The 23,836-nt window shown below is 71.0% G+C and carries 20 protein-coding genes; 3 read left to right on the top strand and 17 right to left on the bottom strand.

The window, feature by feature from the left end; translation table 11 throughout:
* Positions 1 to 68: 68 nt before the first annotated feature.
* From ABT245_RS12370 to pgsA, 15 genes are all read right to left on the bottom strand, one after another.
* On the bottom strand, positions 69 to 2,582 hold the full coding sequence (locus ABT245_RS12370; RefSeq protein ID WP_351732245.1) for a RelA/SpoT family protein: 2,514 nt from the start codon (positions 2,580 to 2,582) through the stop codon (positions 69 to 71).
* 238 nt (positions 2,583 to 2,820) lie between these two features.
* Complete coding sequence (locus tag ABT245_RS12365; protein WP_351732242.1) at positions 2,821 to 3,360, bottom strand: adenine phosphoribosyltransferase; 540 nt, start codon at positions 3,358 to 3,360, stop codon at positions 2,821 to 2,823.
* Positions 3,357 to 4,463, bottom strand: coding sequence for a protein translocase subunit SecF (gene secF / locus ABT245_RS12360; protein ID WP_351732240.1), 1,107 nt, complete (start codon positions 4,461 to 4,463; stop codon positions 3,357 to 3,359). Before secF ends, ABT245_RS12365 begins: the two co-directional genes overlap by 4 nt.
* 3 nt (positions 4,464 to 4,466) lie before the next feature.
* A complete protein-coding gene (gene secD / locus ABT245_RS12355; protein WP_351732237.1) occupies positions 4,467 to 6,233 on the bottom strand; it encodes a protein translocase subunit SecD in 1,767 nt (588 codons plus the stop codon).
* A gap of 131 nt (positions 6,234 to 6,364) precedes the next feature.
* A complete protein-coding gene (gene yajC / locus ABT245_RS12350; protein ID WP_351732236.1) occupies positions 6,365 to 6,928 on the bottom strand; it encodes a preprotein translocase subunit YajC in 564 nt (187 codons plus the stop codon).
* Positions 6,929 to 7,095: 167 nt separating this feature from the next.
* Entirely contained in the window at positions 7,096 to 8,190 is a 1,095-nt protein-coding gene (gene ruvB / locus ABT245_RS12345; protein ID WP_351732234.1) for a Holliday junction branch migration DNA helicase RuvB, read from the bottom strand.
* Between the two features lie 35 nt (positions 8,191 to 8,225).
* On the bottom strand, positions 8,226 to 8,831 hold the full coding sequence (ruvA, locus tag ABT245_RS12340) for a Holliday junction branch migration protein RuvA (protein WP_351732232.1): 606 nt from the start codon (positions 8,829 to 8,831) through the stop codon (positions 8,226 to 8,228).
* The gene (gene ruvC / locus ABT245_RS12335; RefSeq protein ID WP_351732230.1) at positions 8,828 to 9,367 is read right to left on the bottom strand and encodes a crossover junction endodeoxyribonuclease RuvC; all 540 of its coding nucleotides are present in this window, start codon (positions 9,365 to 9,367) and stop codon (positions 8,828 to 8,830) included. Before ruvC ends, ruvA begins: the two co-directional genes overlap by 4 nt.
* Positions 9,368 to 9,489: 122 nt before the next feature.
* Positions 9,490 to 10,242, bottom strand: coding sequence for a YebC/PmpR family DNA-binding transcriptional regulator (locus ABT245_RS12330; RefSeq protein ID WP_351732229.1), 753 nt, complete (start codon positions 10,240 to 10,242; stop codon positions 9,490 to 9,492).
* A gap of 49 nt (positions 10,243 to 10,291) precedes the next feature.
* Positions 10,292 to 10,897: a pyridoxal 5'-phosphate synthase glutaminase subunit PdxT gene (gene pdxT / locus ABT245_RS12325; RefSeq protein WP_351732226.1), complete on the bottom strand. Its 606-nt coding sequence runs from the start codon at positions 10,895 to 10,897 to the stop codon at positions 10,292 to 10,294.
* Positions 10,898 to 10,900: 3 nt separating this feature from the next.
* Positions 10,901 to 11,812 (bottom strand): pyridoxal 5'-phosphate synthase lyase subunit PdxS, encoded by a 912-nt coding sequence (gene pdxS / locus ABT245_RS12320; protein WP_351732223.1) that lies wholly within the window; start codon positions 11,810 to 11,812, stop codon positions 10,901 to 10,903.
* 271 nt (positions 11,813 to 12,083) lie between these two features.
* Entirely contained in the window at positions 12,084 to 12,626 is a 543-nt protein-coding gene (locus tag ABT245_RS12315; RefSeq protein WP_351732220.1) for a LemA family protein, read from the bottom strand.
* A 589-nt stretch (positions 12,627 to 13,215) separates the two neighbouring features.
* Entirely contained in the window at positions 13,216 to 14,385 is a 1,170-nt protein-coding gene (locus ABT245_RS12310) for a glycosyltransferase family 4 protein (protein WP_351732217.1), read from the bottom strand.
* The gene (locus tag ABT245_RS12305; RefSeq protein WP_351732215.1) at positions 14,382 to 15,290 is read right to left on the bottom strand and encodes a phosphatidylinositol mannoside acyltransferase; all 909 of its coding nucleotides are present in this window, start codon (positions 15,288 to 15,290) and stop codon (positions 14,382 to 14,384) included. Before ABT245_RS12305 ends, ABT245_RS12310 begins: the two co-directional genes overlap by 4 nt.
* Positions 15,287 to 16,021 (bottom strand): phosphatidylinositol phosphate synthase, encoded by a 735-nt coding sequence (gene pgsA, locus ABT245_RS12300; protein WP_351732212.1) that lies wholly within the window; start codon positions 16,019 to 16,021, stop codon positions 15,287 to 15,289. Before pgsA ends, ABT245_RS12305 begins: the two co-directional genes overlap by 4 nt.
* Before the next feature lie 227 nt (positions 16,022 to 16,248).
* Between pgsA and ABT245_RS12295 the strand changes: the two genes are divergently transcribed.
* Together ABT245_RS12295 and ABT245_RS12290 are read left to right on the top strand one after the other, a co-directional pair.
* On the top strand, positions 16,249 to 18,447 hold the full coding sequence (locus ABT245_RS12295) for an elongation factor G-like protein EF-G2 (protein WP_351732209.1): 2,199 nt from the start codon (positions 16,249 to 16,251) through the stop codon (positions 18,445 to 18,447).
* Between the two features lie 363 nt (positions 18,448 to 18,810).
* Positions 18,811 to 20,457: an AbeC-like domain-containing protein gene (locus ABT245_RS12290; protein ID WP_351732206.1), complete on the top strand. Its 1,647-nt coding sequence runs from the start codon at positions 18,811 to 18,813 to the stop codon at positions 20,455 to 20,457.
* An 18-nt stretch (positions 20,458 to 20,475) separates the two neighbouring features.
* On the opposite strand, the gene ABT245_RS12285 is transcribed toward ABT245_RS12290, so the two are convergent.
* Positions 20,476 to 21,036, bottom strand: coding sequence for an HIT family protein (locus ABT245_RS12285; protein ID WP_351732203.1), 561 nt, complete (start codon positions 21,034 to 21,036; stop codon positions 20,476 to 20,478).
* Positions 21,037 to 21,103: 67 nt separating this feature from the next.
* Between ABT245_RS12285 and ABT245_RS12280 the strand changes: the two genes are divergently transcribed.
* Entirely contained in the window at positions 21,104 to 21,760 is a 657-nt protein-coding gene (locus ABT245_RS12280) for a potassium channel family protein (protein WP_351732200.1), read from the top strand.
* A 30-nt stretch (positions 21,761 to 21,790) separates the two neighbouring features.
* Here the strand turns inward: ABT245_RS12280 and thrS are convergent, their stop codons facing one another.
* Positions 21,791 to 23,767 (bottom strand): threonine--tRNA ligase, encoded by a 1,977-nt coding sequence (gene thrS / locus ABT245_RS12275; RefSeq protein WP_351732198.1) that lies wholly within the window; start codon positions 23,765 to 23,767, stop codon positions 21,791 to 21,793.
* Between the last annotated feature and the right edge of the window lie 69 nt (positions 23,768 to 23,836).

Raw genomic sequence — 23,836 nt, 5'->3', positions numbered from 1 at the left:
CACGTCAGGGGCCCCGTACACGGCGTACGGGGCCCCTGACGTTCCGCGGGGCCGGTCCGCGGGCCGCGTCACCTGCTGCGGGCCGACGTCACCCGGTACACGTCGTAGACGCCCTCCACGCCCCGCACGGCCTTCAGGACGTGCCCGAGGTGTTTCGGGTCGCCCATCTCGAAGGTGAAGCGGGAGGTGGCGACGCGGTCGCGGGAGGTCTGGACGGCCGCGGAGAGGATGTTGACGTGCTGGTCGGACAGGACCCGGGTGACGTCCGACAGCAGCCGGGAGCGGTCCAGGGCCTCGACCTGGATGGCGACGAGGAAGACCGAGGACTGGGTGGGTGCCCACTCGACCTCCAGGATCCGCTCGGGCTCGCGGGACAGCGACTCCACGTTGACGCAGTCGCTGCGGTGCACCGAGACGCCGCTGCCGCGCGTGACGAAGCCGATGATCGGGTCGCCGGGTACCGGTGTACAGCAGCGGGCCAGCTTGACCCACACATCCTCGACGCCCTTGACGACCACGCCCGGATCGGCGCTGGAGCGGCGCTTGCGGCCCCGGCCGCGCGAGGGCGGCACGCTCTCGTCGATCTCCTCGGTGGCCGCCTCCTCGCCGCCGAGCGCCTGCACCAGTTTCTGCACCACGTTCTGCGCGGAGACGTGTCCCTCGCCGATCGCCGCGTACAGCGCGGAGATGTCCGGGTAGCGCATCTCGTGCGCGAGCGTGACGAGCGAGTCGCCGGTCAGGATCCGCTGGATCGGCAGGTTCTGCTTGCGCATCGCGCGGACGATGGCGTCCTTGCCCTGCTCGATCGCCTCGTCGCGGCGCTCCTTGGAGAACCAGGCGCGGATCTTGTTGCGGGCACGCGGCGACTTGACGAAGCCCAGCCAGTCGCGGGAGGGTCCGGCGCCCGGCGCCTTGGAGGTGAAGACCTCCACCAGATCGCCGTTGTCCAGGGTAGATTCGAGCGGTACGAGGCGGCCGTTGACCCGCGCTCCTATGGTGCGGTGGCCCACCTCGGTGTGCACCGCGTACGCGAAGTCGACCGGGGTGGCGCCGGCGGGCAGCGCGATGACGTCGCCCTTGGGTGTGAAGACGAAGACCTCGTTGCGGGACAGGTCGAAACGCAGCGACTCCAGGAACTCGCCCGGGTCCTCGGTCTCCTTCTGCCAGTCCAGCAACTGCCGCAGCCACGCCATGTCGTTGATGGCGGCGGATTCCTTGCCGGACTTGCCTGCGGGCTTGGGCACATCGGTGCGGACCTTGGAGGCGCCGGCGACGGCCTCCTGCTTGTACTTCCAGTGCGCGGCGATGCCGTACTCGGCGCGGCGGTGCATGTCGAAGGTGCGGATCTGCAGTTCGACGGGCTTGCCGTTGGGGCCGATCACCGTCGTGTGCAGCGACTGGTACATGTTGAACTTGGGCATCGCGATGTAGTCCTTGAAGCGCCCCGGAACCGGGTTCCAGCGGGCGTGGACGGTGCCCAGCGCCGCGTAGCAGTCGCGGACGGTGTCCACCAGGACGCGGATGCCCACCAGGTCGTAGATCTCCGCGAAGTCACGGCCGCGGACGATCATCTTCTGGTAGACGCTGTAGTAGTGCTTGGGCCGGCCGGTGACGGTCGCCTTGATCCGGGCGGCGCGCAGATCGGCCTGGACCTCGTCGGTCACTATGGCGAGATACTCGTCCCGCTTGGGCGCGCGCTCGGCGACCAGCCGGACGATCTCGTCGTACATCTTGGGGTAGAGGATCGCGAAGGCCAGGTCCTCCAGCTCCCACTTGATGGTGTTCATGCCCAGCCGGTGGGCGAGCGGCGCGTAGATCTCCAGCGTCTCGCGCGCCTTCTTCTCCTGCTTCTCCCGCTTGAGGTAGCGCATCGTGCGCATGTTGTGCAGACGGTCGGCGAGCTTGATGACCAGGACGCGCGGGTCCTTGGCCATGGCGACGACCATCTTGCGCACGGTCTCGGCCTGCGCGGCCTCGCCGAACTTGACCTTGTCCAGCTTGGTGACGCCGTCGACGAGGAGGGCGACCACGTCGCCGAAGTCACGGCGCAGGTCGTCGAGGCCGTACTCGGTGTCCTCGACGGTGTCGTGCAGCAGGCCCGCCATCAAGGTGGCCGGGTCCATGCCCAGTTCGGCGAGGATGGTGGTCACGGCGAGCGGATGCGTGATGTACGGGTCGCCGCTCTTGCGTTTCTGACCGCGGTGCCAGCGCTCGGCGACCTGGTAGGCGCGTTCGATCTGGCGCAGGGTGGCGTTCTCGATCTTGGCGTCGTTGCTGCGCACTATCCGCAGCAGCGGCTCCAGGACCGGGTTGTACGGGTTGGCACGCTGCACGCCGAGCCGGGCGAGGCGGGCGCGGACGCGGTTGGAGGAGCCGGAGCGGGCCGGCTGGCCGGTGCCGGGACGGACCGCGGGAGGGGCGGGCTTGGGGCGCACGGGCTCGATCGACTGGTCGACCGGCGCGGACTGGGCGTGCTCGACCGGCCCGCGGGTGTCCTTCTTGGCGGGCAGCGCGGGCTTCGCCGCGGGCGCCGAGGCGGACTCGGGCTTGGCGGCGGTCAGTGGCTGGGCCTCATCTGGCAAGAGGACTCCTCGTGCGCGATCCGGGTCCCCCGGTCAGGCTCCGGAGACCCCATGGTATCGATTGCGGGCTTCGGCATCGCCTCGAGACCGAAGTGCGGACCGTCTGCTCGATGAACGCAGGAGGCGGGCGCCGGATTCCTCCGGGCCCGCCTCTGCGGTGTCCCACGGGTGTCACGGGGGTGTCCCCCGGTGTCCGCACGGGTTGCGCGCTGCCGCGTACGCCCCCCGGCGGCCGTGCTCAGAGCTGGAGCAGTGCCTCCAGCGGAGCCCCGTCCAGGGCCTGTTCCAGCCGGGCCCGGCCGCCCAGGAAGCCCAGTTCCATCAGCACCGCGACGCCCGAGACCTCGGCGCCTGCCCGCTGGATGAGCTGGATCGCGGCCTGAGCGGTGCCGCCCGTGGCGAGGACGTCGTCGACGATCAGGATGCGGTCGGCCGTGGTCAGATCCTCGGCGTGCACCTCGATCTCGGCCGAGCCGTACTCCAGGTCGTACGCCTGGCGCAGGGTGGCGCCGGGGAGCTTGCCGGCCTTGCGGACGGGGACGAAGCCGAGGCCCGCGCGGACGGCGACCGGGGCGCCCAGGATGAAGCCCCGGGCCTCCAGGCCGACGATCTTGGTGGCGCCGGTGGCAGCGGCGATGTCGGCCAGCGCGTCGGTGAGGGCCGTGAATGCCGCCGGGTCCGCCAGGAGCGGGGTGATGTCCTTGAACATCACGCCCTGCTCCGGGTAGTCGGCCACGTCGCGGATGCGGCTGAGCAGCAGTTCCCGGATGTCGGTCATCGACGCTTCCCCGAGGGTCGGCCGCGGCCCCGGTTGCGGGAGGCGGGCTGGTTGCGCGGTCCCACCACGGCGTGTGCGGCGTCCTCGGAAGCGTCGTCGGGCGCGGGCCGGTTCGCCGCCAGGTCCTCCTCGGCCACGGCCTGGGCCCGCTTGGCCTTGACCCGCTTTCTGAGGGCCTTCATCTGCGGCTCGCGTTCCTTGAGGTCGGCGACGAGCGGGGTGGCGATGAAGATCGAGGAGTACGCACCGGCCGCGAGGCCGACGAACAGCGACAGCGAGATGTCGTTGAGCGTGCCGGCGCCGAGGAAGCCGCCGCCGATGAACAGCAGGCCCGCGACCGGCAGCAGCGCGACCACCGTGGTGTTGACGGAGCGGACCAGGGTGCCGTTGATCGACTGGTTGGCGATCTCGCTGTAGGTGAAGCGAGTCTGCTTCGTGATGTCCTTCGTCTGCTCCTTGAGGCTGTCGAAGACGACGACCGTGTCGTACAGCGAGTAACCGAGGATGGTCAGCAGACCGATGATCGTGCCGGGCGTGACCTCGAAGCCGACCAGGGCGTAGATGCCGGTCGTGATGGTGATGTCGTGGATCAGCGCGACGAGCGCCGCGATGGCCATCCGCCACTCGAAGGCGATGGCCAGGTAGATCACGACGAGCACCATGAAGATCGCCAGGCCCTCCCAGGCCTTGTTGGCGATCTGTTCGCCCCAACTGGGGCCGACCAGGTCGGCGTTGATGGTCTCCGGGTTGACCTTGAAGTCGTGGGCGAGGGCGGCCTTGACCTCGTCGGACTTCTGGGTGTCCATGCCCGCGATCTGGATGCGCAGACCGCCGGTGCCGAGCTTTTGCACGACCGCCTCGTGGTCGGCCGCGTCCTTCGCGAACTCCTCGGCCTGCGTCACGGAGACACTGGTCTTCGGAGTGGTGAAGACGGCACCGCCCTGGAAGTCGATGCCCATGTTCAGGCCGCGCACCGCCAGGCCGACGATGGCCGTGATGGTGATCAGGATCGAGATGCCGTACCAGAGCTTGCGGTGGCCGACGAAGTCGTAGCTGATCTCGCCGCGGTGCAGTCGGGCGCCGAGGTTGCCGAGTTTCGACATCGCTCACGCTTCCTTCGGGTCGACAGAGCCGGCGGCAGGACCGGCGGGACGGCGGGTGCGGCGCAGCGGTGGCTTGGCACCCAGGCTCTTCGGGTCGAGTCCGGACCACTTGTGGCCCTGGGCGAAGAACTTCCGGCGGGCGAGGATGGTCATCAGCGGCTTGGTGAAGAAGAAGACGACGACGACGTCGAGCACGGTGGTCAGACCCAGCGTGAACGCGAAGCCCTGGACCTTGCCGACGGTCACGATGAACAGCACCGCGGCGGCGAGGAACGACACGAAGTCGGAGACCAGGATGGTGCGCCGGGCCCGCGGCCAGCCGCGTTCGACGGCCGGACGCAGCGAGCGTCCCTCGCGGATCTCGTCCCGGATGCGTTCGAAGAACACGATGAACGAGTCCGCCGTGATACCGATCGCGACGATCGCGCCGCAGACCGCCGGCAGGTTGAGCGCGAAGCCGATCGTCGGGCCGAGCAGCGACATGATCACGTAGGTGAGGGCCGCGGAGACCAGCAGCGAGGCGATGGCCACGAGCGCGAGGCCGCGGTAGTAGACCACCAGGTAGATGACGACCAGGGCGAGGCCGATCGCGCCGGCGAGCAGACCGGCGTGCAGCTGCTCACCGCCGAGCGCGGCGGTCACCGTGGTCACGCTCTGCTCCTTGAAGGACAGCGGGAGCGCGCCGTACGACAGCATGTTGGCGAGGCTCTGGGCCTCTTCCTGGGTGAAGCTGCCGGAGATCTCCGCCTGGCCGCCGCTGATGGACTGGCTGACGTACGGGCTGGAGACGACGTCGCCGTCGAGGACGATGCCGAACTGGTTCTGCGGGGAGGACTTCTTGGCGAGCTGGCCGGTGATGTCGGCGAACTTCTTCGCTCCGGTGGAGTTGAAGTTCATCTGGACCTGCCAGCCAGCCGCGGTCTGCGTGTCGAAGACCGCCTGCGCCTTCTTGACCTCGGTGCCGTCGACGGCGGCCGGGCCGAGCAGGTACTTGTACCAGGCACCGCTGATCTCGCCGCAGGCCACGGTCGACTCGGACGGCTTGGCCTTCTTGCCCGCGGTGGCCCGGTCGGCCGACTTGGAGCAGTCCAGCTTGGCGTACTGGTCCTCCAGCTTGCCGCCGGAGGAGCCGGTGCCGCTGGCCGAGGGGCTGGCGGAGTCCGTCGTGCTCGGGGTCGCGGACGGCGTGGCGTCGGCCTTCAGCGCGTCCGTGACGGCCCGTCCCTGGGAGGTCGCGGAGGTCGAGGGCGACGCCGAGGAGGAGGACGAGGACGCCTTCTCGTCCGCCGACGCGCTGCTCGACGGCGACGGGGAGGCGCTGCCGCCCGCGGAGCCGCTGGGCGAAGGGCTCGGCGAGGCGGCGGCGCCGCTGGCCTCACTGGCAAGGACCGGGCGGAAGTACAGCTTCGCGGTGGTGCCGACCTGCTGGCGGGCCTCTTCGGAGTTGGTGCCCTTGGGGATGTTGACGATGATGTTGCTCGTCCCCTGGGTCTGCACCTCCGCCTCGGAGACACCGAGGCCGTTGACACGGCGGTTCATGATGTCGACCGCGGTGTCCATGTTGGCCTTGTTGATCGCGGACCCCTGGTCGGCCTTCGCCTGGAGCGTGATGCTCGTGCCGCCGGCAAGGTCGATGCCGAGACGTGGGGTGGTGTGCCCGGAGGCGAACATGCCCCCGGTGAGCGCCACGATGGCGATCAGGATGAGGGCCAGCGAGCGCCCCGGCTTGCCCGGGGCACTCGCGCTCCGGCCCTTCTTAGGTGCTGCCACCTTCTCGTACTCCCTCTCGGGCCGCCCCGCGCCGGATGGGCGCGGCGGCGGCCATGACGTGGTTCGGTACCCCCTGCGAGGAGCACACGGCGTGGGACGTGCGAGCCGGAACCGCGCGCCCCTCGACGTGTCTACTTCGCTTCGGAGCCGCCTTCGGCCTTCTTCGCCTCGTCGTCCGCCGTCGGCTCCGCGTCCGTCTTCGGCTCGGCGTCCGTCTTCGCGTCCGTCTTCGGCTCGGCGTCCGTCTTCGCGTCGTCGTCCGTCTTCGCGTCCGCGGCCGGCTCCTCGGCCGCGTCCTTCTTGCCGAGGTCGACGGCCTGGTCGGAGGCGGCAGCGTCGGCGGGCCCGTCGTGCTCGGTGAGGGAGGAGGCGTCGTCCGGGACGATGTCGGCGTCGGACTTCAGTTCGTGCTCGATGCCGTGCACGATGCGGTTGTACTCGTCGTCGGTGAGGACGGCACCGATGGAGTTCTTCGCGAAGAGGAGTTCGACGCCCGGACCGGCGTCGAGGAGGACCGTCTCCTCGTTCACCTCCTTGACCGTCGCGTACATCCCCCCGATCGTGCGGACGCCGGAACCGGGCTGCATCTGGTTCCGCATGTCACTGGCCTGCTGCTGCTTCTTCTTGGCCGAACGCGTCATCAGGAACATGGCCGCGATGAGCACGATGAACGGGAGGAGGGTCAAGGTATTCACGGGACGGGGTTTCCTTCGCACGACCGCGGCGGACAGCGGCCTGGTGGCTGGGGGTGTGGACGGCGCCGCCCGCAAGGGCGGCATCGGCGGAGTCTAGGCGAGTCCGCGCGCATGGAACAACGCTCAGCATGGCACCTGGGTTCCTGCCCCGGCCAGTGCGCTCGCCGTCACGCCCCGAACAGGTCCTGTTGTCCCTTTCCCGCCGCCGCCGAGCGGGGCGGGGTGAGGCCGAGATGCGCCCATGCGGCGGGCGTGGCGATCCGGCCGCGCGGTGTACGGGCCAGCAGGCCCTCACGGACCAGGAACGGCTCGGCGACCTCCTCGACCGTCTCGCGCTCCTCCCCCACCGCCACGGCCAGGGTGGACAGGCCGACCGGGCCGCCGCCGAACAGCTTCAGCAGGGCCTTAAGGACGGCGCGGTCGAGGCGGTCGAGGCCGCGGGCGTCGACCTCGTAGACGGCGAGGGCCGCTTGGGCGATCTCGCGCGTGATGAAGCCGTCGGCCTTGACCTGCGCGTAGTCCCGGACGCGGCGCAGCAGCCGGTTGGCGATGCGGGGCGTGCCGCGCGAGCGGCCGGCGATCTCGGCGGCGCCCTCGGGCTCGATCTCGACGTCGAGCAGCCGGGCCGAACGGTGCACGACGCGCTCCAGTTCGACGGGCTCGTAGAACTCCATGTGGGCGGTGAAGCCGAAGCGGTCGCGCAGCGGAGGCGGCAGCAGGCCCGCGCGCGTGGTGGCACCCACCAGGGTGAACGGGGGCAGTTCGAGCGGGATGGCGGTGGCGCCGGGGCCCTTGCCGACGATGACGTCGACCCGGAAGTCCTCCATCGCCATGTAGAGCATCTCCTCGGCGGGCCGGGACATGCGGTGGATCTCGTCGAGGAACAGCACCTCGCCCTCCTGGAGGGAGGAGAGGATCGCGGCGAGGTCGCCGGCGTGCTGGATGGCGGGACCGCTGGTGATGCGGATCGGGGCGCCCATCTCCGCCGCGATGATCATCGACAGGGTGGTCTTGCCCAGGCCGGGGGCGCCGGAGAGCAGCACATGGTCGGCGGTGGCGCCACGCGCGCGTGCGGCGCGCAGAACGAGGTCGAGCTGCTCGCGGACCTTCTCCTGGCCGATGAACTCGCCCAGGTCCTTGGGGCGCAGGGCGGCCTCGACGGCCTGGTCCTCGCGGTCGGCGACCGAGCCCACCAGCCGCTCCGCGGCGGGGTCGCCCAGCCCCTCGGGGGCGGGGGTGCCGGTCGTGTCGTCCCAGTTCACTGAGGTCTCCTAGCTGCGACTCGGGGCGCAGGCGGTCAGCGGGCGCGGTTGAGGGTCTGGAGGGCGGCCTTCAGCAGCAGTCCGACCTGGGGGACGCCGTCGGCCGCCTCGGCCTGCGGGGTCACGGCGGCGACCGCCTCGTCGGCCTCGCGGGTCGCGTACCCGAGGCCGATCAGGGCGGCGTACAGCTGGTCGCGCCAGCCCTGGCTGACCGGGGCGCCGACGGCCGGGGCGCCGACCGGCTCGCCGAGCCGGTCCTTCAGCTCCAGCAGCAGCTTCTGCGCGCCCTTCTTGCCGATGCCGGGGACGGCGACGAGCGCCCTCTCGTCGCCCGTGGCGACCGCCCGGCGCAGCGCGTCGGGGGTGTGCACCGCCAGCATGGCCTGGGCGAGCCGGGGTCCGACACCGCTGGCGGTCTGGAGCAGTTCGAAGACCTGGCGCTCGTCGTCGTCCACGAAGCCGTACAGGGTCAGCGAGTCCTCACGCACCACGAGGGAGGTGGCGAGCTTGGCGGGCTGTCCCACGCGCAGCGTGGAGAGCGTGTTCGGCGTGCACTGGACGGCCATGCCGACGCCGCCCACCTCGACCACGGCGGTGTCCGGAGCGAGTGCGGCGACCGTGCCGCTCACGAAGGCGATCATGCCGTACGGCCTTTCGGTGCTTTGGCTGCGTGCAGGGCCACGGCCTGCTGGAGTCGGTTCTGCGCGGGGGCGCGCCAGATGTGGCAGATGGCCAGGGCGAGGGCGTCGGCCGCGTCGGCGGGCTTCGGCGGCGCGTCGAGCCGCAGCAGCCGGGTGACCATGGCGCCGACCTGCGCCTTGTCGGCGCGGCCGGTGCCGGTGACGGCGGCCTTGACCTCGCTGGGGGTGTGCAGGGCGACCGGGATGCCCCGGCGGGCCGCGCAGAGCATGGCGACGGCGCTGGCCTGGGCCGTGCCCATCACGGTGCGCACATTGTGCTGGCTGAAGACGCGCTCCACGGCGACGCACTCGGGGCGGTGTTCGTCGAGCCAGTCCTCGATGCCCCGCTCCACGGCGACCAGCCGGTGGGCCGGCTCCGCGTCCGCGGGGGTGCGGACGACACCGACGCCGAGCATCGTGAGCGGGCGCCCCGCGACGCCCTCGACCACCCCGATGCCGCAGCGGGTCAGCCCCGGGTCCACCCCCAGCACGCGCACGCGCCCCTCCCATCGATCTGCTGTTCGTGCAGGCTATCGGGTGCCACCGACAACGCCCCGCAAAGGGACGGGCCGACGGGTGTGTCCCGTCGGCCCGTTCGCCCGTGCAGTCCGTGGCGGCGTTACGCGTCGACCTTCTCCATGACCTCGTCGCTGACGTCGAAGTTGGCGAAGACGTTCTGCACGTCGTCGCTGTCCTCCAGCGCGTCGATCAGCTTGAAGATCTTCTTGGCGCCCTCCTCGTCCAGTTCGACCTGCATGGTCGGGACGAAGTTGGCCTCGGCGGAGTCGTAGTCGATCCCGGCGTCCTGGAGTGCGCTGCGGACCGCGACCAGGTCGGTGGCCTCGCTGAGCACCTCGAAGGACTCACCGAGGTCGTTGACCTCCTCGGCGCCCGCGTCCAGGACGGCACCGAGCACGTCGTCCTCGCCAAGATCGCCCTTGGGGACGATGACGACACCCTTGCGGTGGAACAGGTACGACACGGAGCCGGGGTCGGCCATGGAGCCGCCGTTGCGGGTCATGGCGACGCGGACGTCGGAGGCGGCGCGGTTGCGGTTGTCGGTGAGGCACTCGATGAGCACCGCGACACCGTTGGGGCCGTAGCCCTCGTACATGATCGTCTCGTAGTCGGCGCCGCCGGCCTCCAGGCCCGCGCCGCGCTTGACGGCGGAGTCGATGTTCTTGTTCGGGACCGACTGCTTCTTCGCCTTCTGGATGGCGTCGTACAGAGTCGGGTTGCCCTCCGGGTCGGCGCCGCCCATCCGCGCCGCGACCTCGATGTTCTTGATCAGCTTCGCGAAGAGCTTGCCGCGCTTGGCATCGATCACGGCCTTCTTGTGCTTCGTCGTGGCCCATTTAGAGTGGCCGGACATCTGCCTGTCTCCTTCGCGTAACCCATCTCTGCAACGAACGCCAGCGATCCTACAAGGACTCCGCCGCGCGGTTCGCGTGCACCATGTCGACGAACAGGGCGTGCACACGGTGGTCGCCGGTCAGTTCTGGGTGGAACGACGTGGCGAGCGCGTTGCCCTGCCGGACCGCGACGATGTGACCCTCGTGTTCGGCCAGCACCTCGGCCGCCGCGCCGACGGACTCCACCCAGGGGGCGCGGATGAAAACGCCCTCTACAGGATCGCCCGCGATCCCCGCGACGTCGACCGCCGCCTCGAAGGACTCGTTCTGGCGTCCGAAGGCGTTGCGGCGCACGATCATGTCGATCCCGCCGACCGTCTCCTGGCCCGAGCGCGGATCGAGGATCTTGTCGGCGAGCATGATCATGCCCGCGCAGGTGCCGTAGACCGGCATGCCGTCCCGCACGCGCGCGCGGAGCGGATCCATCAGGCCGAAGAGGACGGCGAGCTTGGAGATGGTCGTGGACTCACCGCCGGGCAGGACCAGCCCGTCCACCCCGGAGAGTTCCTCGGGGCGCCGCACCGGCCTGGCCGCGGCGTCGGCCGCGGCCAGGGCGACGAGGTGCTCCCGTACGTCGCCCTGGAGGGCCAGGACGCCGATGACAGGAGTGTTCATGGGTCACCAGCCGCGGTTGGCGTAGCGCTCGGTCTCGGGGAGGGTGTCGCAGTTGATGCCGACCATGGCCTCGCCGAGGTTGCGGGAGGCGTCCGCGATGATCTTCGGGTCGTCGTAGAAGGTGGTGGCCTTCACGATGGCGGCCGCGCGCTTGGCCGGGTCACCGGACTTGAAGATGCCGGAGCCGACGAAGACGCCCTCGGCGCCGAGCTGGCGCATCAAGGCGGCGTCGGCCGGGGTCGCCACGCCGCCCGCGGAGAACAGCACGACGGGGAGCTTGCCGAGTTGGGCGACCTCCTTGACCAGCTCGTACGGGGCGCGCAGCTCCTTGGCGGCGGCGTACAGCTCGTGGTTGTCGTAGCCGCGCAGCCGGGCGATCTCGTTCTTGATCTGGCGCAGATGACGGACGGCCTCGACGACGTTGCCGGTGCCGGCCTCGCCCTTGGAGCGGATCATCGCGGCGCCCTCGGCGATGCGGCGCAGGGCCTCGCCGAGGTTGGTGGCGCCGCACACGAACGGCGTGGTGAAGGCCCACTTGTCGGAGTGGTTGACCTCGTCGGCCGGGGTGAGGACCTCGGACTCGTCGATGTAGTCCACGCCGAGGGACTGCAGCACCTGGGCCTCGACGAAGTGGCCGATGCGCGACTTGGCCATCACGGGGATCGAGACGGCGTCGATGATGCCCTCGATCATGTCCGGGTCGGACATGCGGGCCACGCCGCCGTCCTTGCGGATGTCGGCCGGGACCCGCTCCAGGGCCATGACGGCGACGGCGCCCGCGTCCTCGGCGATCTTCGCCTGCTCCGGCGTGACGACGTCCATGATCACGCCGCCCTTGAGCTGCTCGGCCATGCCGCGCTTCACGCGGGCGGTGCCGGTCTCGGGGGCCTGGTTTTCGGGAAGCGTGGTGGACACGGGGTACCTCACTCGATGCAAGAGGGTTTCTGCCGCACTGAGGAAACGTGAACGGACCAGTCCACAGCAAGGGCCAATGGCAAGCCGGTGGATCGTTCTGCCCGCCCGGGACCGTGCGCCGGTGCGGAGCGCTCCGCTGTTGGTGCCGCGCCGTGCCGGTGTTTGTGCCAGGCCGCGCCGGTGTTTGTGCCGCGCCGTGCCGTCGGTCGGCTGCGGCGCCCTCGTGGCTGGTCGCGCAGTTCCTCGCGCCCCTTTGTCTTTGGGGCGCCGCTCAGCCAGCTCGGTCCACCAGGGCGGCGGGCGGCTCGTCGTCCATCTCGAAGGCCGGCGGGAAGGGCGCGTGGCCGGCCAGCCGGAACCAGCGGACCTTGCGGTGCTCACGCAGCCGGCGGGCCGCGCCCACGGCGTCGTTGTGGAAACGGCGGGCCATCGGCACCCTGCGCACCGCCTCGGTCAGCTCACGGGCCGCCGCCTCGCCGCCGGGAGCCCGGCGGACCTCCTCGACCTGCTGGGACTCGGCGAAGACGGCGCGCAGCGCCTGGCTCAGCTCGCTCTCGGCGACCTCCCGCTGCTCCTCCTCGGCCTGTCTGGCGGCGTGCGCGGCCTCGTACAGCACCATCGAGGCGGCCGGGTCCAGCACTTTGGAGGTCGCCAGTTCCTGGGCCACCGAGGCCCGGCGCAGCAGTTGGGCGTCGAGTGCGGCGCGGGCCGCGTCGATCCTGGAGTGCAGTCGGTCGAGGCGGCCGGCCGTCCAGCTCAGGTAGAGGCCGACGGCGACCAGGACGACGAGGATCCAGATGAGGGTTGCGGTCACGGCGGGCAAGGCTACCGGTGCGCTCCGCTGGGTCGGCCGGGGCTGGGGGTGCTGTTTCTCGCCGGGGCTGCCCAGGCTGGGGTTGCCGTCCCCGGGGGCTACCGCCCCCACACACCCGCCCAGGCCCGAACAGCCTTGTCCTCAAACGCCGGACAGGCTGACCATGACCGCCCGCCAGCGCACAACCCGCCAGGCTCAACCACGGTCCGCTGCTCCTCGCCGAGGCCCCCCGACTGGGAACGCCGCCGCCGGGAGCCACCGCCCCCACACCCCCACCCAAGCCCGAACAGCCTTGTCCTCAAACGCCGGACAGGCTGACCATGACCGCCCGCCAGCGCACAACCCGCCAGGCTCAGTCATGGTCCGGGACGAGGCGGGACCGGGTGCGCCACCACACCACCGCACCAACCGCCGCCACACCGACCACCGCCGCGCGGTCCGCCCGGATCGGTCGCCGTCGCGAGCCGAGCCGAAGCAGGCGCGCCACCGCGACACCGGCCCAGCCGACGCCGACGCGACCCCAACCCGGGAACACACCCCCGAGCGCCCCACCAACGCGCCGCAGCCACCACCTCGCGAGCCACTCGGCTCAGTCGCGGTCGCGGACGAGGCCGAAGCGGGCGCGTAGACCTGGGGGGCGTTCGTCGGTCGCCACCGCTGCCGTGCCCGTCGTCACCGTCTCGTAGACGGACAGGATGTCCGCGCCGACCGTGGACCAGTCGAAGCGGCGCACATGGGCGCTGCCGCGCTCGCGCAGTTCGGTGCGGCGTGCCGGGTCGGCGAGCAGGCGGACCGCCGCGTCGGCGAGCGCGTCGGCGTCCTCGTTGGCGAACAGTTCCCCGGCCGCGCCCTGGTCCAGGACCTGGGCGAAGGCGTCCAGGTCGGAGGCGAGGACGGGGGCGCCCGCCGACATCGCCTCGACCAGGATGATGCCGAAGCTCTCGCCGCCGGTGTTGGGCGCCACGTACAGGTCGATGCTGCGCAGGAAACGCGCCTTGTCCGCGTCGCTGATCATGCCGAGGAACTCGACCCGGGAGCGCAGCTCGGCGGGGAGCGTCTCGACGGCCTCCTCCTCGTCGCCGCGCCCGGCCACCAGCAGCCGGGTCCCCGGCCGCGCGCCGAGGATCTTCGGCAGGGCCTTCATCAGCACCGGCAGTCCCTTGCGCGGCTCGTCGATCCGGCCGATGAAGCCGATCGTGTCGCCCTGCCACTGCGGCTCGGGCTCGGCGCGGGCGAAGAAGTCGACGTCGACGCCGTTGGGGATCACCACCGCGTCCCCGCCCAGGTGCTCGACCAGCGTGCGCCGGGCGTACTCGCTCACCGCGATGCGCGCACTGATCTTCTCCAGCGCCGCCTGAAGGATCGAGTACGCGGCGATCATCGCCCGCGAGCGGGGGTTGGAGGTGTGGAAGGTGGCCACGATGGGGCCCTGTGCCGCCCAGCAGGTCAGCAGGCCCAGCGACGGCGATGTCGGCTCGTGGATGTGCACCACGTCGAAGGCGCCGTCGTGCAGCCACCGGCGTACCCGGGCGGCCGAGAGGAAACCGAAGTTCAGGCGGGCCACCGAGCCGTTGTAGGGCACGGGCACCGCGCGGCCGGCCGAAACGACGTACGGCGGCAGCGGGGTGTCGTCGTCGGCGGGCGCGAGGACGGAGACCTGGTGGCCGAGGCCGATGAAGTACTCGGCCAGATCCCGGATGTGGAACTGGACGCCGCCCGGCACGTCCCAGGAGTAGGGGCAGACGATGCCGATCCTCACGAAGCTCCCTCCGGCGGGTCCAGATCAGCGAGCCACAGGCGCTGCAGCATGTGCCAGTCCTCCGGATGCTCGGCGATCCCCGAGGCGTAGGCATCGGCCAGCGCCTGTGTCATGACAGACGTCTTCTCGGCCCGCGTACCTGTCTCGGGTACCTCGATCGGGGGATGGACCCGGCCCCGCATCACCGGAGAGTCGTCGTACCACAGGGTGACGGGCAGCAGCAGCGCGCCCGTCTGCTGGGCGAGCAGCGCCGGGCCCGCGGGCATCCGGGCCGGTTCACCGAAGAAGCCGACCCGCACGCCGGAGGCGGACAGGTCACGGTCGGCGACCAGGCAGACCAGGCCGCCGTCGCGCAGCCGCCGGGCCAGCGTGCCGAACGCGGAGCCGCCGCTGTGCGGCAGGACCTCCATGCCGAGGCCCTCGCGGTAGGCGACGAAGCGGTCGTAGAGCATCTCCGGTTTCAGGCGTTCGGCGACCGTGGTGAAGGGGGTGCCCAGCGCGGTGGTGACCCAGGCGCCCGCGAGGTCCCAGTTGGCCATGTGCGGCAGCGCGAGGACGACGCCCCGGCCGGCGGCGAGGCCGTCGGTCAGGTGGTGGATGTCCTTGGCGTCGAAGCCGTTGCTGATCCGCTCGTGGCTCCAGGCGGGCAGCCGGAAGGACTCCATCCAGTAGCGCAGGTAGGAGCGCATGCCCGCGCGCGACAGCTCGCCAAGGCGCTCGGGGGTCGCGTCGGGCAGCACGCGCGCGTAGTTGCTCTCCAGCCGTCGTACGCCCTTGCCGCGCCGCTTCCAGGCGAGGTCGGCCACGGTGCGGCCGAGCCGCACGGCGACCGGCTCGGGAAGCGTCTTGACGGCGCTCCAGCCGAACCCGTACAGGGCGTCCGTCAGGCGCTCCTGAGCGCTCACTTGGCGGCCTCGCTCCCCTGGGACTGGTTGCGGTGGCCCGCCGCCGCGTCCGCCTCGGCGGCCTCCCGGCGGACCGTGACGACGCGCTGGACCAGGGTGACCAGACTGCCGACGGCGACGATCCACAGGGCGATCGGCAGCAGCCACTGGATGCCCGGCACGCCGAACTTGTGGAAGCCGGCCAGGCCCGCGGCGACCAGCGAGACCACCAGCCGTTCGGCGCGTTCGACGAGGCCGTTGACGGCCACCGGGAGCCCGATCGACTCGCCGCGCGCCTTGGTGTACGACACCACCTGGCCGCTGGCCAGGCAGAAGATGGACACGGCACACAGCACATTGTTGTCGCCGTCGCCCGCGTACCACAGGGCGAAGCCGCCGAAGACGGCGCCGTCCGCGACCCGGTCCAGGGTGGAGTCGAGGAAGGCGCCCCAGCGGCTGGAGCGGCCCAGCTGACGGGCCATGTTGCCGTCGACCAGGTCGGAGAAGACGAAGAGCGTGATCACGACGGTGCCCCAGAAGAACTCGCCCCGGGGGTAGAAGACCAGTGCGCCCGCGACCACACCGGCCGTGCCGATGAGCGTCACCGTGTCGGGACTGACGCCCCGGCGGATGAGAAACGCGGCGAACGGTGTGAGGACACGCGTGAAGAATGCACGCGCGTACTTGTTCAGCATGGCCTTCCCGACGGTCGGTGTCGCCGCGCGGCCCCTGCTGGTCGCCGGCTGGCCCATCGTAGCCACGCGCGCGCGTGGCCGACGGCCGGGCACCGGGACCCGCGCGGAGATCGGCGGCCGGGCCGCGACGCCCGGCGGGCGTCGCGATCACGTCGCCCGTATGGACGCACCGTGACGGGAGTGGAAAGCTCGAAGAACCGCGGGCGTCGCCGAGGCCGCCACCGCACGCGGCTGATGCGTGTCCCGCGCCCACTGTGACCTCACCGTGCACGGGAGGCTAGGCCATGGGCGACAAGGCGAACACACATCCTGGGGCCGCCGGCAGGGCTACGGCGGCCGACCACCCCGCGTCCGTACGGAATGTGGTGCTGGTCGGCCACTCCGGATCGGGCAAGACCACCTTGGTGGAGGCTCTCGCGCTGGCCGCGGGAGCGGTGAACCGGGCGGGCCGCGTGGAGGACGGCGGCACCGTCTCCGACTACGACGAGATCGAGCACCGGCAGCAGCGTTCCGTACAGCTGTCGCTGGTGCCCGTCGAATGGGACGGTTTCAAGATCAATCTTCTGGACACCCCGGGGTACGCCGACTTCGTCGGAGAGCTGCGGGCCGGTCTGCGCGCCGCGGACGCGGCCCTTTTCGTGGTGTCGGCCTCGGACGGCGTGGACGGCTCGACCCGGATGGTGTGGGAGGAGTGCGCGGCCGTCGGCATGCCGCGGGCCATCGTCATCACCCATCTGGAGGCGGCCCGCGCGGACTTCGAGGAGATGACGCGGGTGTGCGCGGAGGTGTTCGGCGCGGCCGACCCGGACGCCGTGCTCCCGCTCTACCTGCCGCTGCGCGGGGCGCCGGCCGCCGACGGGCACGCACCCGTGACCGGGCTGATCGGACTGCTGTCGCAGCGGCTGTTCGACTATTCCTCCGGTGAGCGCAAGGAGTCCGAGCCGGGCCCCGACCTGCTGCCGCGGATCGAGGACGCCCGCAACCGGCTGATCGAGGGGATCATCTCCGAGAGCGAGGACGAGACCCTGATGGACCGCTATCTCGGCGGTGAGCAGGTCGACGTCAAGACGCTGATCGACGATCTGGAACGGGCCGTGGCGCGCGGGGCTTTCTTCCCGGTGCTGGCCGCCGCGCCCGCCGCCGAGGGCGCCCGCCAGGGGCTCGGCACGGTGGAGCTGCTGGATCTGGTCACCCGCGGCTTCCCGACCCCGCCGGAGCACGCGGTGCCGGAGGTCACCACGATCGACGGCAGGCCGCGCGAGCTGAAGCCGTGCGATCCCGACGGGCCGCTGGTCGCCGAGGTCGTGAAGACCTCATCCGACCCCTATGTCGGCCGGGTCTCCCTGGTCCGCGTCTTCTCCGGGACGCTGCGCCCCGACGAGACGGTGCACGTCTCCGGGCACGGGCTGGCCGACCGCGGCCACGAGGACCACGACGTCGACGAGCGGATCGGCGCCCTGTCCACGCCGTTCGGCAAGCAGCAGCGTCCGGTGACGCACGCCGTCGCGGGCGACCTGGCGTGTGTGTCGAAGCTGGGCCGCGCGGAGACCGGGGACACGCTCTCGGCCAAGGACGATCCACTGCTCATGGAGCCGTGGCAGATGCCCGACCCGCTGCTGCCGCTCGCCATCCGGGCGCACAGCAAGGCGGACGAGGACAAGCTGTCGCAGGGCCTGGGCAGGCTGGTCGCCGAGGACCCGACGATGCGTCTGGAGCAGAACCAGGACACGCACCAGGTGGTGCTGTGGTGTCTGGGCGAGGCGCACGCGGACGTCGCCCTGGAACGGCTGCGCAGCCGGTACGGCGTCCAGGTCGATGTGGTGCCGCACCGGGTGTCCCTGCGGGAGACGTTCGCGACCCGGTCCGCCGGGCGCGGGCGGCATGTGAAGCAGTCCGGCGGGCACGGGCAGTACGCCATCTGCGAGATCGAGGTCGAGCCGCTGCCGGGCGGCTCGGGCATCGAGTTCGTGGACAAGGTGGTCGGCGGCGCCGTGCCGAGGCAGTTCATCCCGTCGGTGGAGAAGGGCGTAAGGGCCCAGGCCGCCAAGGGAGTTGCGGCCGGCTATCCGCTCGTCGACGTGCGGATCACGCTGCTGGACGGCAAGGCGCACTCGGTGGACTCCTCCGACGCCGCGTTCCAGACGGCGGGCGCGCTGGCGCTGCGGGAGGCCGCGGCGGACGCGACGATCCATCTGCTGGAGCCGGTGGCCGAAGTGTCCGTCCTGGTCGGCGACGACTACGTGGGCGCCGTGATGAGCGACCTGTCGGGGCGGCGCGGGCGGGTGCTGGGCACCGAACAGGTGGGCACGGGCCGGACGCTGGTGCGGGCCGAGGTGCCCGAGTTCGAGATCGGCCGGTACGCGGTCGACCTGCGGTCCCTCTCGCACGGCACGGCACGCTTCGGCCGCTCGTACGCCCGGCACGAGCCGATGCCGGCGCAGATCGCGGAGAAGATCCGCGCGCAGGCGAAGGATGCCTCGTAGGCGGCCGGTTGAGGAGTCCGCCGCCGGCTTGAGCGAGGTCGCGTGGGCGGCGGCGGACGCGGCGATGTCCTTCGCGCGCCCGCGCCGAGCGGGCCGGAGGGGCACCGGTGCCGAGCGGCCGAGCGCGCGAAGGGCCCGAGGGGCTGGGCGCGTTGGGCCGCTCGTCTGTGGCCGAAGCGTTCCCGGAGTCTGACGGCCAGCAGGTGTCTTTGACCGGTCCGCCGACGGATGTCGGTGGCTGCGGATACGCTGATCACCTGATCAGGTCGTGCAGAATCGGCACCACGACCTGTTCAACAGGTGTGCGGAGCAAGGAAGTCGGGAAGGCCGCAGGAGCGACACCGGCGGCGATCGGGGGCGGGCATGTCGATTGGAACCGAGTGGGACGGGCCACAGGTACCCATCGCGGGCGACGGAAGCCAGGCGGCGACCTACGCGCTGGCCTCGGCCGCCTACCGGGACAGTGCGCTGGAGGACATCAAGAAGGCCGACAACGAGTGGCACCAGTCCACCGTCAAGGCCGGCCGGATGGCCCTGTTCAAGCCGAATCTCGGCGAGGCCTTCTCACGGGCCGTGGCCGACCGCATGCTCGGCTCCGGGCGCAAACCGCTGATCCAGTCCTTCGGTTCCGAACCGCAGGTCGTCGTGGAGCACTGTCTGGCGGCCAACAACATCCGCCGCACCCGTGACAACCAGCTCAGCACCGTCATGGTGCTGTGCGGCCTGCTCGTCCTGCCCGGCCTGCTGGTCTGGCTGCTGGTCTTCCAACTGCGTACGTTCATGGCCAAGCGGGACGCCAAGCGTGCCGGGGCGCTCGCCACCGCCCTGCTCGTCGCGGTCGGCGCGGTCGTCCTGATCTTCCTGATCCGCATGCCGTTCACCGGGTTCTGGGGCTGGTACGCGCGCGCGGCGGCCGTCCTGCCGGTGCTCGGCTGGTTCTGGGCCCGGCGGATCTGCGAGCGCGCGGCGAAGGACCTGCGGGCGCGCTGGGACGGCCTGCTCTCCGGCACCAGCGTCGGCGCCAAGGTCCCGGAGGCCGTGCCGAGCAGCCCGGGCGAGACGGCCGCGGAGGAGCTGCGCCAGTCCCTGGCCCGGCTCAGCGCCGAGCAGCAGTCCAACTCGGTCTTCTACGCCGGGCCCAAGGGCATACTCGGCATGGGCACACGCTGGGGCAGCTGGCAGCTCGCCGAGGACCTGCTGCCCGCCGACCCCACCCGGGAGATCCACCCGTTCCGCAGCTGGGACGTCATCCGCGCGATCCACGACCAGCTGGGGCTGCTGGAGCGCGGCCCGCTGAACACCGGCGGCTTCCCGAAGCCGTCCATACGCCACTGGATCGTGACGCCGATCGGCGAGAACGCGAAGGCGGTCTCCCGCCCGGAGGGCGCGGACGTCGAGGCGTTCCAGGTCAAGCCGCACGCGATACAGGAGATCTGCAACAAGCAGCAGTTCGGCGGCGGCGACCGGTACTACCTGGGCGTGCAGTGGACGCTGTGGGACGGGCAGTTGATCATCACCATGCTGATCACGGTCACCGTGCTGCACCAGACGCTGCGCATCGAGGTGACGGGGCATGCGCTGGGGCCGGTGCACTCGCTGTTCACCTCCAAGCCGGAGGCTCCGACGAAGGTGGTCACCAAGTCCTTCAAGCCATGGGAGACCCGGTCGATCAAGCTGCCGCTGGTCGGCACCGACGAGGTGGTGCGGCTCGCGGCGAGGGCACCGCTCACCTGGTATCCGCCGCTGCTGAACTGGCTGGGCGGCTCGCTGGGGCTGCCCGAGCCGTTCGGTCTGCGGCACGCGTGGGCGGACAAGCCGTGGCGGCACCGGTTCATGGCCGACGACGCGCTGCGGGCGGCGGCGCCGGTCCTGCGGGTGGTGCACTCCGCGGCGATCCGGGTGCTGGGGGAGCACGGCGTGGACACGGACAAGTTCGGCGCCCGTTCGGCGTTCCTCAGCTCGAACGTGCAGGACCCGTCGCCGCGGAAGGCCGATCTGTACGACGCGTAGCGGCCACCGGCCAGCGTCTCAGGGCGTCGGCCACGCCTGCGCCAGCATGGTGCGCGTGTCGGCCAGCAGCTGCGGCAGCACCCTGGTGTGGCCGACCACGGGCATGAAGTTGGTGTCGCCGCCCCAGCGGGGCACGATGTGCTGGTGGAGGTGGGCGGCGATGCCGGCGCCCGCGACGGCGCCCTGGTTCATGCCGATGTTGAAGCCCTGGGCGCCCGACGCGGTGCGCAGCGCCGTCATCGCCTGCTTGGTCAGCTCGGCCAGCTCCGCGGTCTCCGGCCCGGTCAGATCGGTGTAGTCGGCGACGTGCCGGTAGGGCACGGTCATCAGATGGCCGCCGTTGTACGGGTACAGGTTGAGCACCGCGTACACGTGCTCGCCGCGGCGGACGATCAGCCCGTCCTCGTCGGACTTGGCCGGGATCGCGCAGAAGGGGCAGCCGTCGTCGGCCCCCGGGCCGGTCGGCTTGTTCTCACCCTGGATGTAGGCCATCCGGTGGGGTGTCCACAGGCGCTGGAACGCGTCCTGCGTCCCCACTCCGATCTGCTGCTCCGGCTCACTCGTCATGCTAGGCAGCATATGGCTTCGCCCGTTCGCGGCGTGTCGTCGGGGCTGCGGCAACCGGCTCCGGGGCGAAGCTGGGCCGGTGTACGACGACAGCCCCGCAGCCCGCTGGGAGCGCCGCGCGGAGGTCCCGCTCGCCGTGGCGTCGCTGATCTTCCTCGGCGCGTACGCGGTCCTGGTGCTGGGGCCCGGCGTCGGCACCGGGTGGCGCCGCCTGTGCCAGGCCGCGCTCTTCACGGCCTGGGCGCTGTTCGCCGTGGACTACGCGGTGCGCTGGCGGCTGAGCGGGCAGCGGCTGCGCTTCGTGCGGGCGCACTGGCTGGACACGCTGGTGCTGCTCCTGCCGCTGCTGCGGCCGCTGCGTGTGGTCCGGCTCTACGAGGCGGTGCAGCGCCGGCACGGCCGGCCCCGGCTGGCGCTGCACGCGCGCGTGATCGTGTACGCGGGCCTGTCCGCCGCGCTCCTCGGCTTCTCCGGCGCGCTCGCCGTCTACCAGCAGGAGCGCGGGGCGCCCGAGACGACGATGCAGACGTTCGGGGACGCCGTGTGGTGGACGTGCGCGACCCTGAGCACCGTGGGATACGGGGATGTCGTCCCCGTGACCCGGTTCGGGCGGACGATCGCGGTGGGCATGATGGCCGGCGGCCTCGCCCTGCTCGGCGCGGTCACCGGGTCGTTCTCGTCCTGGATGCTCCAGGTCTTCGCACGCGAGGACGACGAGCGGCCCCCGAGGAACTGAGCCTGTTCGGGGGCCGTCGCGCGGGTCCGCTCAGACCTGTGCCCGCTCCTCCACGACCTTCACGATCTTGGCGATGGCCTCGTCGACCGGGATGCCGTTCTCCTGGGAGCCGTCGCGGTAGCGGAAGGACACCGAGCCGTTCGACATGTCCTCGTCGCCCGCGATGACCATGAACGGAACCTTCTGCTTCTGCGCCGTCCGGATCTTCTTCTGCATCCGGTCCGAGGACGAGTCCACCTCGACGCGCAGGCCCTTCTTGCGGGCCGCGGCGGCGAACTTCTCCAGGTACTCGACGTGTGCGTCGCCGATCGGGATGCCCACCGCCTGCACCGGCGCCAGCCAGGCCGGGAAGGCACCGGCGTAGTGCTCCAGGAGCACCGCGAAGAAGCGCTCGATGGAACCGAACAGGGCGCGGTGGATCATGACCGGGCGCTGCTTGGAGCCGTCGGGGCCGGTGTACTCCAGGTCGAAGCGCTCCGGCAGATTGAAGTCGAGCTGGATCGTCGACATCTGCCAGGTGCGGCCGATGGCGTCGCGGGCCTGCACGGAGATCTTCGGGCCGTAGAAGGCGGCGCCGCCCGGGTCCGGCACGAGCGGCAGGCCCTGCTTCTCGGCGACCTGGCGCAGCGTCTCGGTGGCCTCCTCCCAGGCGTCGTCGGAGCCGACGAACTTCTCCGGGTCCTTGGTGGACAGCTCCAGGTAGAAGTCGCTCAGGCCGTAGTCGCGCAGCAGGCCGAGGACGAAGGTGAGCGTCTTGTCCAGCTCTTCGGACATCTGCTCACGGGTGCAGTAGATGTGCGCGTCGTCCTGGGTGAAGCCGCGGGCCCGGGTCAGACCGTGCACGACGCCCGACTTCTCGTAGCGGTACACGGTCCCGAACTCGAAGAGCCGCAGCGGCAGTTCGCGGTAGGAACGGCCGCGCGCGTCGAAGATCAGGTTGTGCATCGGGCAGTTCATGGGCTTGAGGTAGTAGTCCACGCCCTCGTCGAGCTGCATGGGCGGGTACATGCCCTCGGCGTACCAGTCCAGGTGGCCCGAGGTCTCGAAGAGCTTCCCCTTGGTCGCGTGCGGGGTGTAGACGAACTCGTAGCCCTCTTCCTCGTGGCGGCGCCGCGAGTAGTCCTCCATCACGCGGCGGACGATGCCGCCCTTGGGGTGGAAGACGGCGAGGCCGGAGCCGATCTGCTCCGGGATGGAGAACAGGTCGAGTTCGCTGCCCAGCTTGCGGTGGTCGCGCTTCTCGGCCTCGGCGAGGAAGTCGAGGTACGCCTTCAGTTCGTCCTTGGACGGCCAGGCGGTGCCGTAGATGCGCTGGAGCATGGGGTTCTTCTCGCTGCCGCGCCAGTAGGCGGCCGCGTTGCGCATCAGCTTGAACGCCGGGATGGCGCGGGTGGAGGGCAGGTGGGGACCGCGGCAGAGGTCCTTCCAGCACAGCTCGCCGGTCTTGGCGTCCAGGTTGTCGTAGATCGTCAGCTCGCCGGCCCCGACCTCGACGTCCGCGCCGTCGTCGGCGGAGGCGGCCCCCTTGATGCCGATCAGCTCCAGCTTGTACGGCTCGTCGGCCAGTTCCTCGCGGGCGGCCTCGTCGGTCACGACACGGCGGGAGAAGCGCTGCCCCCGCTTCTGGATCTCCTGCATCTTCTTCTCGACGGCCTTGAGGTCCTCCGGCGTGAACGGCTTCTCGACGTCGAAGTCGTAGTAGAAGCCGTCCTTGACGGGCGGGCCGATGCCCAGCCTGGCCTCCGGGAACAGCTCCTGCACGGCCTGCGCCATGACGTGCGCGGTGGAGTGGCGCAGGATGTTCAGACCGTCCTCGGAGGAGATCTCGACGCCCTCGACAGTCTCGCCGTCCTTGACCTCGTAGGCGAGGTCCTTCAGCTCTCCGGCCACCCGGGCGGCGATGATCGAGCGCTCGCCGGCGAAGATCTCGGCGGCCGTAGTGCCCGTAGTCACCGTGCGCTCGTCCCGCTCGGAATCGCGTTGGATGATCACACGGACGTCTGACACCGGTCTCTCCTGACTGCTGGTGGATGCGGGCGCCGTACCAGGAGCGCGCGCAATAGGGGATCGTACCGA

Origin of the sequence: Streptomyces sp. NPDC001508 (assembly GCF_040298665.1) — a bacterium.
Taxonomy (GTDB): domain Bacteria; phylum Actinomycetota; class Actinomycetes; order Streptomycetales; family Streptomycetaceae; genus Streptomyces.
Note: the sequence above shows the minus strand (reverse complement) of the source record. Positions and strands in the feature narration are given on the sequence as shown.